We start from the raw sequence: 9,941 nt of genomic DNA, 5'->3' as shown, positions 1-9,941 counted from the left end.
AACTATCTCTTTAACTTCCTTCATCTTTCACTTTTACTTCCTTCAACTTTCACTTTTTCTTCCTTCAACTTTCTCTTTTTAACTTTTGATTTTCTTTTTCACGGCTGTAGCTGTATTTTTCGGGGAGTCAGTTTCCCAGAGTTTCCTGACCTTAGCACTCCTGAGAGCTGGCATTACAGACTCAAGCTTTGCCTGCACAGCTGCAAGCATTTCCTCGTCAACTCCGGGGGGTGTTATGCCCATGAACTTCTGGGCTTTAAAGGTCTCGGTTTCTCTGGGTACTGCACGGTCGACTCCTCTCCTTACTCCAGTTTTCAGGGACTCGATTGCATCCCTCCACTGAGCAGCCCAGGGTGCATCAGGAATTTCAGTGTGGTGGACATCGGTCCTGTCCACTTTAATAGCATCTAAATGACATGCTTTTACACAGGCTCCACAATAGGTACAGAAATCCTCCTTAAAAGCAATTTTTCTTGGGTCTTCAGGATCTGTAGGCACATACCAGAGTTTGGAGGGACAGACATTGAAACAGCCGCGGCAACCCTGAGGATCGCATTCCTTCAGGTTTGTCTCAATAAGGGCCAGTCCCCCTTCCATGGGTTTTTGCAAATCTACGGCTTCATACGGACAGACGGTCTTGCAGCGAGCGCACTGTGTACACTTCAGCTCGTCTATCTTAACATTCCCCTCAACTTTCGGAGCCTCGCAGGGGCGTTCCCCTTTAACCTTTATTGCTTCTTCAGGGCAGAGGTCCTGGCAGAGTACACAATAATCACATTTATCCTCGTCTACAAGGATCTGCTCGAAAGGCACAGGATTGTCAGGTGTGGATTCACGCTCAAGCAGGATAAAGGCGTCACAGAACCGGACGCAGATTCCGCAGAAATTACACTTTTCAGTGTCAATTTCGATCTCTCCTTCTGCCCCTTCCTTTAAAGGCGCAATCTCTTCTTTTTTTGGGAAGGTGAACTCAACTTCGATCGCGTCCTGAGGGCAGGCTCCCTCACAGAGAGCGCAGGGGAGGCATTTCTCATTAATCTTAACAAAAGCATCATACTTCGGATACCGTTTCTCATCAGGAACTTCACCCACAGCCTCAAAGGTTATAGCATGCACAGGGCAGAGGTTTGAGCACATCCTGCAGAAGGTACATTTATCAAGGTCCATCATCACAGCAGGTGCATCAAGCCCGGTTGCAATCTCATGAAGTGGTCCCATTTCAAGCGCTTTTGTTGGGCAGATTTCTGCACAGATCCCACAACCATTACAGCGCTTGTAATCATAATCCAGAGTTTTGATGGATTTATCGGTTGTCTGGGTATAAATAAAATGAGAGCCCTGAAGGTCCATGCTGGTAGCAACTGTGATCTTTTCCTGGGCTTCACTCTCATCAGTCTCTGGAGCTTCAGCTTCGAGATCCTCGGCTTCAAAATCCTCGGGCTCAGTGGCTTCAGGCTCTGTAACTTCATTTTCTTCGGTCCCGCAGCAGCCTCTGCAGATGTGAGTTTCCTGTTCGGTGTGCTCCTCGCTCATTATGCCACCTCCTCAGGTTCGGCTTCGGGTTCTCCAAGCTTGAGTTCGGTTCCTATAGGCCCGATGCCTTCAAGTTCCTTTACAAATTCGGTAATTGTGTTTGAGAAACGTTCTCCTTCGGCAGCAGAGATCCATAGGGTCCTCAGCCGTCTGGGGTCAAGTCCGATTTCCTTTATAACTTCCTTTAAGACATCCATCCTCTGTTTTGCGTCAAAGTTCCCGTGGATGTAGTGACACTCGTCCATTCTGCAGCCCGCAACAAGCACTCCGTCGGCTCCGCCTTTTAAGGCTTCAAGCACGAACTCCGGATTTACCCTTGCCGAGCACATAGTACGGATAACCCTGATGTTTGTCGGGTAATGGAGCCTTGACATCCCGGTCAGGTCTGCACAGGCGTAACTGCACCAGTTGCAAAGGAAAGCCACAACGAAAGGACTCTGGGACCTGTGAGCAGTTGCAGCCCGGACCTGAGCAAGAATCTGTTCGTTTTCGAAGTTCCGCATCTGTATTGCCCCTGCAGGGCATGCAGCACTGCAGTCTCCGCAGCCGTAACATGAAACCTCGTCTACAACAGCTTTTTTATTTTCTATTTTGATTTTCCCAAATTTACATACCTCAAGACAGGTCCGGCACCCTATGCATTTTTCAGGATCAACATGGGCTCCCATAGGATCGGCTTCAAGCTCTCCTGTCCCAAGAAGCTGCATAACCTTGGACGCACATGCACTTCCCTGGGCAATCGAAACCTGGATCTCTTTAGGTCCTGAGGCGCAGCCTGCAAGGAAAACTCCGCTGACGGGGGCATCTACAGGGCGCATTTTCGGGTGGGCACTTGCAAAGAACCTGTCAGGCCGGCGGGCAAGATTTAGCATCCGGCCTATGCCTTCTGCTGATTTGCTGGGCTCGTAGCCTGTTGAAAGCACGACAAGATCACAGGCCTCTTCTTCGATCCGGGATTCAAGAGTATCTTCATAACGGAGTACAGGCCTACCGTCTTCACCTGCGTAAATTTCGGCAACTTTTCCCCGAATAAAATCAACGCCCATAGACTGCGTCCTTGTATAATATTCCTCATACATCTCCCCTGCAGCCCTGATGTCGATGTAGTGAATTGTGATCTCAGTGTCAGGATAACGTTCCTTAACCATCTGGGAATTCTTAAGTGCAGCCATGCAGCAAACCCTTGAGCAGTATTCATTGCCAACGGTTTTATCTCTTGACCCGACACATTGAATGAACGAAACGCTTTTTGGTGGTTTGCCTGTGGAAGGCACTATGACTCTTCCACCTGTTGGCCCTGCAGAGTTAAGCATGCGCTCAAGCTGCATATTTGTGATAACATCAGGATATTTCCCAAATCCGTACTCCTTTTTCCTTGATGCATCAAAGAGCTGATAACCTGTTGAAACAATAACTGCTCCGGCTTCAAACTCAATTTCTTCAGGTTTTTGTTCGTAATCCACAGCATCGGCAGGGCAGGCCTGTAAACACAGCCCGCAGCCTACACAGTGGTCAGGGTCTATGAGCACTACCTGAGGAACGGACTGGGGGATTGGCATATATATGGCTCTGGTCTTTCCAACCCCATAATTCATGGGGTTTTCGATTTCTACGGGACAAACCGCAGAGCAGAGGTCGACACAGCCTTTGCATTTGTCTTCAAGTATAAACCTGGGTTTGCGTGTGACTTTTACATGAAATTTGCCGACGGACCCGGAAATATCCGTAACTTCGGAATAGGTGTAAAGGTTAATATTCGGATGGTTCTGAACTTCCGTCATTTTAGGAGCAAGCACACAGATGGAGCAGTCGTTTGTAGGAAAGACCTCATTCATCAGGGCCATTTTGCCTCCGATTGTGGATTCTTTTTCTACCATTGTGACTGGAAAGCCGGCTTCAGCAAGGTTCAGGGCTGCTTCGATTCCGGCAACTCCTCCTCCTATAATCAGGACATTTCTGCTGGCTTTGGAACTTGTTGCACTCAGCTCCTTGAGGAATTTTGCCTTTGCGACTCCCATCCTTATAAGGTCAAAAGCCTTCTGGGTTGCCATCTGGGGGTCATCGGCGTGCACCCATGAGCACTGCTCCCTTATATTTACCATTTCCATAAGGTAAGGATTCAACCCGGCTTTTTCCATTACATGCCTGAAGGTCTTTTCATGCAACCTTGGGGAGCAGGCAGCTATTACAACCCTGTCGATTTTATTTTCTTTTATATCCTTAATGATGCCTTCCTGTCCGGAATCGGAACATAGAAACTGTACTTCCCGGGCGAGCACCACATCTTCCAGTTTAGCCGCCATTTCCTGCAGAGCTAATACATCTATTACTCCAGCAATATTTAGCCCGCAGTGGCAAATGTAGACTCCGATTCGCATAATTGGTGACTCCATAACCTGTGTTTTATGTTGAATGTTAACAATTACGTTGTGATCCGTTTTTAACATGTTTTTATAACTTGAAAGTTATAATTTCTGAGAATTTCTGGACCATAATTCAGAACCGTGTATCCAGGACATATTACCATACAGAAAAGTCAGGTTGGTACAGCTGATCAACAAAGACTTTTTTTGAACTGAGAGGGGTTTTACATTTCAAGTTCATGAATTTGCTAATACCAATTAAGTTATTACTTATCAATTAATTTGTTACTCAGTTGTGAATTAGGCACTCAGACACAAATCAGTTACTTTTATATATCGCTATACATTATCTTTTGAACTAAATAAAAATATAGGTGTTTTGTACAAAATCAAAACCTTTATTTTATAAGGCTTTTTTCTAAATTCACTGAAATTGATTAAATATTTTAGAACTCAGATTATTTTCAGTATCTCCAAATGCCCGGTTTCATTAATTCTTTTTTGTTAGCTAGTTTTCTTTCAGTTGAATACCCCACTAGCTTGCTACTGGATGGAAAATTTTCCAGGTAACCGTTGATGATTATATAATTTATCAATTCCATTTTTCGATTGTTAACTTCTGATCAAACTATAGGCACGAAGATAAATAATGCAACTACTCAATAAGGTACAATGAGTTTTTGTTGCAATAATTACAGGCGTGACTATATACAGGCGTGACTATAAGTTTTTTAGGGTTATTGTCTCCTTTAACGGTATTTTGAGCGGGGGCGTGAACATACGTTGATTGCAGCAAGGTGAACCAGCTCGACTTTGATTTAGTATGTTAGAAATCAGATAATTTCCAGTGACCCTATTTTAGTTAATTATTTTTCACTACAAACTGCAATATTTAATTTATACTTTATAATTTGACAGTTTATTTATATAATAAATTTTATATTTATTGATATATTAACTTTCTTATTTCGTTCCGGATCAACTAATTAGCATGAAAGTACGGAACAAAAATGGTTATTCCTGCTCCTTTTTCATTTCTGCTCCTAATCACATCTAACGCACTTTCCGCAGTAAAATTTCTGGATTTTATATTTTATCCCACTTTCCGCAGTAAATTTTCGAAAATTCATGTTTTTACTGCTATCGATTTTCAATCAAACGTGGATTTATTGTACTTTTATGTAGTAGGTAAAAGCCAACTATGTGGTATATTTAATGTGGTATATTTAGAGGTAAAAAATGATATCATTCAATTTTCACCAAATACCACTAAAAATCTAAATTATTTGCACTTGTTCAAAACCGCTACCAGGAAAAATATTGATTTTCGAAAAAATACTGCAGAACGTAGGTTTTTCTTCTGCTGAGGCATTTTTTTTCGGGTTCATGGACAGATGCTCATATTTAAATAAAATTAGATCACCAGAGTAGGGGAGGGAGATCAGTGACCAGGTATTGCTTAGCCGACCTGTTTTGGTAGAGCTCGTCCATTTTTCGCAAGTTCGCAGACAGCCAGTATTGAGATATACTCCCGTAGTTCCTGCATTAATCCCGCGCATTTTTCGGCAAGTTCTTGCCCGGACAGGCTTGCTGAGATGGTCAAAGGTTGTAATCTCAACTCCCGCAATCATTGCGTTTGTCTTAACGATAAGGGATATTTCATATATTCGAGTTAATAAAACTATAATTTCTTAAAATTCGTTCATAGTTGTTACTCTCCTATTTGTTAGCTCTCCTATCTGTTAGAAATGTAGTTAAGCCGGGTAGGCAAACAGTCCGGCATTAGAAAGGTTGTAATCAGTTTTTATGAACCGGTCCAGATTCCTGATGTAGAGAGCTTGAGGGTCGAGATCGGGAAACAGATCAGGATAAAACTACTTGGCCATGTAAGCTATGGCAATGATATTTCTTGGAGTGGAAAGTAATTCATTATGAAGCAGGTATACTTTTTTATTTTTTACAGCATCAGTATGTGTAAAGACATCCTGCTGCATGATTTCTTCCTGGATCTCCTTACCCTTCTCAGAAGGCAGTTCAGAATCATTGACATTATATCCGAATACATCTGGGTAATGCTGGTCCCAGCACATCACTACAATGGCATCGATGTCCTGTTTAAAGACCCATTCTTTATCGACATCTTCGTAAGCAAAAGGTAGATCTCCTGCAATGTTTTTACTACCAGCAGCGTTAATGAACTCATTTACAACGGGCATGTCTTTCCCATAGGTTTTTATTTGTTCAGGAGTGTCGGAAAAAGCTTTATAAAAAACATTCAAACGGTCTTCCGGCGCGATCTGAGAAGTTTTAGCTATTATAGGATCATTAATTTCGCTGTAAAACTCAGTATATTCATGTGCTTGTTCTTCATTTCCGACAATCTTCCCAATTATCGTAACATTATCACAAAAGGAATCAGGGTTTAGTGTATCAACGAAAACAACTGGAATATCAGGTTCAAGTGTGTTGATTATTTCGTCAGTAGTACCATACCAGTCAAATTTTGGCAGGATTAGAACATCGGTCTTTGCTTCTATAATTTTTGTAATCTATATCCATGGGTCTCTTGGCCGGACATATAGCAGGAATCTTATCTAGATTCGGATAAAAATTTTCATCAGATATATATCCATCCCGTACTACAATCCACTCCCAGGCTCCGATAGCTTTCAGGACTTCGGCAACTGAATAATGCGTTATGCTATTATTTCGGCGGGTTTATCAAGAGTTACTTCTCTGCCAAGAGTATCAATAATTTTGATCTGAGTATCTGCATCTGTAGTATTTGTATCCTGAGTATTTGCAGTTGAAAAGACTGCAAAAATTGACACTATCAGCAAAATTCCAATTCCGGCAACTAATTCCTTTGTGCGCTTCATACCTTTTTCACCTCAATTTTCTCATATTTTCGGCATCCATCAAACTTCTCATACCGACCTCTTCGGGATGACATGCGGCAGATTATCCTCGAGCACTACCGCAGCCTCAACACCATAGACAACTCTGATATTTTCCTGTATCAGGACCGAGACAGGGGTCCCAGCTGCGTATATCTTTCCTTCCGTGAGCATGATGAGCTGATCGACATACTGGGAAGCAAGATTAAGATCATGGATCACGAGTATTGAGAGAAGGCCCTGTTTGTCTACAAGAGTGCGGATAATATTCATTACTTCAAGCTGGTTCCTGATGTCAAGCTTGGAGGTCGGCTCGTCAAGAAGAAGTACTCGACTCTGCTGGACGAGTGCCCTTGCAATCATTACCCGCTGCCGCTGGCCTCCGGAGAGTTCCGAGTGATGCGCCTGAGTGCTACCTGTTCGAGATTCAGCATCTTGATGGCTCCTGTAGCGATCTCAACATAGTCCCTGCTAACCTTCCAGGACGAGAATGGGCGCGCCCATAAGCACCGTGTCAAAAACAGTTGCCTGAAAAGTAACTGGGAACTCCTGGGGCACATAACCGAAATTTCGAGCGATTGCGACCGTGTCCATGTCATGGATCTTCTGCCCATCCAGGCAGACCCACCCACTATTTGGTTTAAGGACGTTATTGATACAGCGGAGCAGTGTGCTCTTTCTGGCTCCGTTTGGCCCTATTATGCCAACAACGCTTGGTTCGCAAAACTCCATTGAAATCCCATGTCGCACAGGCACTGAAGCATATGAGAACGTGACCCCGTCGATAGAGAGATTCAACAGTACTCCCTCCGGTACATGATAAGGTACACAAAGAAAGGTACGCCGAGGAATGCTGTGATAACTCCTACGGGAACAACTACAGGCGAAAGAACTGTCCTTGCAATAGAATACGAGATAATCAGGAAAACTGCTCCCATCAATCCAGATGCAGGAATCAGGAATCGGTTGTCTCCTCCTCAGCCTGCAGATATGCGGTGAGACAAGCCCAATAAACCCTATTGCTCCGACAAAACTGACAACTCCTGCAACCAGAAGTGACGAGACCACCATAATAAGTATCCGGAATTTTTTGACATTTATCCCGAGGCTCTTTGCACTCTCGTCCCCTGCCCCTATTATATTAAGGTCCCAGGATTTCCAGATGAGTATAGGAACAAGGATTGCCGTGATGGGGACGATAAAACGGAAATCCTCCCATCTTGCTTTTCCGATGTCTCCTACCATCCAGAACATTGCACTCTTTACTGCTTCCGCTTCTGCGAAATATTCTGTAAAAGTTGTGAGGGCCTGGAAGAAAAACATCACAGAGACTCCAGTAAGAACCATTGCTTCTGCCGAACCGCTTTTTTTCTCAGCAATGGCAATAATGACCGCTGAAGCTATCAGTGAGAAAAAAAAGCATTTCCGACGATGAGATATTTGCCGGCAAAAATTCCGGTCCCGAATACGATCGCGATCGCTGCTCCAAATCCTGCTGCTGACGCAATTCCAAGCATATATGGATCAGCAAGTGGGTTTTTCAGAGCCCCCTGCATCGCAGCTCCTGCTGTTCTGAGGGCAATCCCGGCAAAGAGCCCACCATGAAAATACGAGGAAACCGAAGTTTCCAGAGACAGACATCCGCTAACCAGGAACTCTCAACAATATCAGGGAATATTTTACTGAGAATTGAGGTATATACATATATAAAAGAGATGGCAGCAGACCTTGTCGATGTGGCAATTCCAATGCTGATGATAATGAGCAGACATAGGGCACCGATAAAGAGGATTTTTTTTATGAGTAAAGTTATAGTACCTCTCTGTAATATGACTGACTTCTGTTTAACGTATGCTTTTTTGAGAATCATAACTCATGAGCCTTCAACCCACTTAATCCTCTGTTACTTCTGTTTTCCGGGCTATATCCACATCTAAAGGACCTGCATCAAAGTTGATTGTCTTTGACCGTACCGACCGAAATCCTGCATTGAGTATAGAATCTACGATAAAACCCTTGCTAAGACTACAATTGTATCCTGAAAGAACGCTGGGCATCATATTAAGGACATGGATAGCCGGCTTTGTGCCTTCGTCATATATCCCATCGTGAAGACTTACAAAGATTCCTCCGGGATTGAGTGCATCATAAATCTTTTTCACCATCTTATCCATGCAGCCCTTTGCAAAATTGAGTGTACAGCTTGCAAGGATCAGATCATAACCACTGCCAAGATGATCGTTAAGGTAATCGCCTCCGATCATTGTTATTCTATCCGAAAGTCCATACTCTGCTATGAACTCTTCAGCAACATTGACCACAGCCGGCTGGTCAAACAATACGCCTTCCATCGACGGATGGCGGGATAAAACCGCAATTCCCACAAGACCGGGACCTCCACCAAGATCAAGCATTCCCTTCATCAAAGAAAATTCCGGTAATGCTGAGATAATATCCGCTATCTTCTGAGCTGTTCCGGAACGTTCCCAGTTTGCCATTGATTTTGCATATCGTATCCAGAACTCCTCCGAATTCATGCCTTTTTCTTCTGAAAACGCTGGCCCATTTTTGACCAGTTCAGCTATTTTTTTCGGGCTCATGGACAGACGCTCATATTCAAAAAAAATTAGATCTCCATAGTAAGTTGGACGGCTGGTAACAAGATATTGTTCAGCCACCGGACTGTTTTGGTAGAACCCGTTCTTTTTTGTTACAAGTTCGCAGGCAGTCAGTACATTGAGATATTCGGCTGTTGTTCTGGCATCAAACCCACATTTTTCGGCAAGTTCTTCTGCCCTGATAGGTTTATTGAGTTGATCGAAAATAGCAAGTTCAACTCCCGCAACAAGTGCATTTGTCTGAACGGGTGCAAGGGACATTTCATATATTTGGGTTAATGGAACTTTTATCTCTGGAAATTCTTTCATAATCGTCACTCTCATATTTGATAGTTCATAGTGTAGAACTTGTAAAAATATAAATTTAGTTGTGTTCAACTTTAGTTTATAATAAAACAAACTCATGCGTCATCGGTTAAGCATTAAATTCCATTTCTTGTATGTGTTTTTTATATTAGTACTCTAAATACCTCTGTATCTATGTCTCCCTGTCCCCCACCTACTCTTGAAGACTCTCTTCGGGAAATATT

7 protein-coding genes and 2 pseudogenes are annotated in these 9,941 nt (G+C 43.3%); all 9 read right to left on the bottom strand.

The window, feature by feature from the left end:
- Positions 1-78: 78 nt before the first annotated feature.
- Positions 79-1,533 carry a 4Fe-4S binding protein gene (locus A9239_RS09810; protein ID WP_048155310.1) on the bottom strand — a complete coding sequence of 485 codons (1,455 nt, stop codon included), beginning with the start codon at positions 1,531-1,533 and terminating at the stop codon, positions 79-81.
- A complete protein-coding gene (gene hdrA2 / locus A9239_RS09805) occupies positions 1,533-3,911 on the bottom strand; it encodes a CoB-CoM heterodisulfide reductase HdrA2 (RefSeq protein ID WP_048118056.1) in 2,379 nt (792 codons plus the stop codon). The genes A9239_RS09810 and hdrA2 overlap by 1 nt, the downstream gene beginning before the upstream one ends.
- A 1,444-nt stretch (positions 3,912-5,355) precedes the next feature.
- Positions 5,356-5,499, bottom strand: a complete 144-nt coding sequence (locus A9239_RS19510) for a hypothetical protein (protein WP_155400462.1) — start codon at positions 5,497-5,499, stop codon at positions 5,356-5,358.
- Positions 5,500-5,770: 271 nt separating this feature from the next.
- On the bottom strand, positions 5,771-6,433 hold the full coding sequence (locus tag A9239_RS20430; RefSeq protein WP_255361932.1) for an ABC transporter substrate-binding protein: 663 nt from the start codon (positions 6,431-6,433) through the stop codon (positions 5,771-5,773).
- 159 nt (positions 6,434-6,592) lie between these two features.
- Positions 6,593-6,775, bottom strand: coding sequence for a hypothetical protein (locus A9239_RS20420; RefSeq protein ID WP_230629191.1), 183 nt, complete (start codon positions 6,773-6,775; stop codon positions 6,593-6,595).
- Positions 6,776-6,823: 48 nt separating this feature from the next.
- A pseudogene (locus tag A9239_RS09790) lies at positions 6,824-7,522 on the bottom strand (ABC transporter ATP-binding protein); the annotation flags it as partial.
- Positions 7,523-7,587: 65 nt separating this feature from the next.
- Positions 7,588-8,173, bottom strand: a pseudogene (locus A9239_RS20935) (FecCD family ABC transporter permease).
- Positions 8,174-8,196: 23 nt separating this feature from the next.
- On the bottom strand, positions 8,197-8,349 hold the full coding sequence (locus A9239_RS20410; protein ID WP_080941471.1) for an iron chelate uptake ABC transporter family permease subunit: 153 nt from the start codon (positions 8,347-8,349) through the stop codon (positions 8,197-8,199).
- A gap of 336 nt (positions 8,350-8,685) precedes the next feature.
- Positions 8,686-9,720 carry a methyltransferase gene (locus tag A9239_RS09780; protein ID WP_048118062.1) on the bottom strand — a complete coding sequence of 345 codons (1,035 nt, stop codon included), beginning with the start codon at positions 9,718-9,720 and terminating at the stop codon, positions 8,686-8,688.
- Between the last annotated feature and the right edge of the window lie 221 nt (positions 9,721-9,941).

Source organism: Methanosarcina sp. A14 (assembly GCF_001729375.1).
Classification (GTDB): Archaea; Halobacteriota; Methanosarcinia; order Methanosarcinales; family Methanosarcinaceae; genus Methanosarcina; species Methanosarcina barkeri.
This window is presented reverse-complemented; position numbering and strand designations above follow the sequence as displayed.

Bases quoted from the DNA above. Each gene is read 5' to 3' on its own strand.
- A9239_RS20420 (WP_230629191.1), bottom strand. From the start codon at position 6,775: ATGAAGCGCACAAAGGAATTAGTTGCCGGAATTGGAATTTTGCTGATA.
- hdrA2 (WP_048118056.1), bottom strand. From the start codon at position 3,911: ATGCGAATCGGAGTCTACATTTGCCACTGCGGGCTAAATATTGCTGGA.
- A9239_RS09810 (WP_048155310.1), bottom strand. From the start codon at position 1,533: ATGAGCGAGGAGCACACCGAACAGGAAACTCACATCTGCAGAGGCTGC.
- A9239_RS09780 (WP_048118062.1), bottom strand. From the start codon at position 9,720: ATGAAAGAATTTCCAGAGATAAAAGTTCCATTAACCCAAATATATGAA.
- A9239_RS20410 (WP_080941471.1), bottom strand. From the start codon at position 8,349: ATGCAGGGGGCTCTGAAAAACCCACTTGCTGATCCATATATGCTTGGA.